This window comes from Gallibacterium anatis DSM 16844 = F 149 (assembly GCF_000379785.1).
Classification (GTDB): Bacteria; Pseudomonadota; Gammaproteobacteria; order Enterobacterales; family Pasteurellaceae; genus Gallibacterium; species Gallibacterium anatis.
Map to the genome: position 1 here is coordinate 1 of NZ_KB903739.1, position 559 is coordinate 559.

At 35.1% G+C, this 559-nt stretch carries 1 protein-coding gene; it reads left to right on the plus strand.

The window, feature by feature from the left end; genetic code table 11:
- Positions 1–252, plus strand: a 252-nt coding sequence (locus A3EO_RS0110920; protein ID WP_018347177.1) for an IS3 family transposase, incomplete at its 5' end; no start/stop codon positions are given.
- Positions 253–559 lie beyond the last annotated feature (307 nt).

Below are 559 nucleotides of genomic sequence, written 5' to 3' on the forward strand. Positions count from 1 at the left end.
TATCAACAGTTATTAGCTGAGCACAATATTGTGCAGAGTATGTCAAGGAAAGGCAATTGTTTAGATAATGCCGCGATGGAGAGTTTCTTTGGTCGGATGAAAGTGGAATGTTTTTATGGCAAAACTTTCGAAAACATTGAAGAACTTGAATCTGTTATCAAAGAATATGTTCGTTATTACAATGAGGAAAGAATACAATTAAAATTAAATGGACTGAGCCCTGTTCAATACAGAATTCAGTCCTTAAAATAACAGTCTAACTTTTCGGGGTCAGATCATTGTTAAGTAAGAGCTGTTTTAGCTTAAATGGTTCATAATGTTCATAACGAAAGAGTTTCTATTATGGGTTTATTAATTGATAGCATCAAAAATAGTAAAATATAATTGATTTATGAAGTATTAGGTTTGTAAAATAAAAAATTTTTTAACTATTGACAGTTAAAAAAGGAAAATTACAATGCCTGACAGCACAGCACAGCACAGCACAGCACAGCACAGCACAGCACAGCACAGCACAGCACAGCACAGCACAGCACAGCACAGCACAGCACAGCACAGC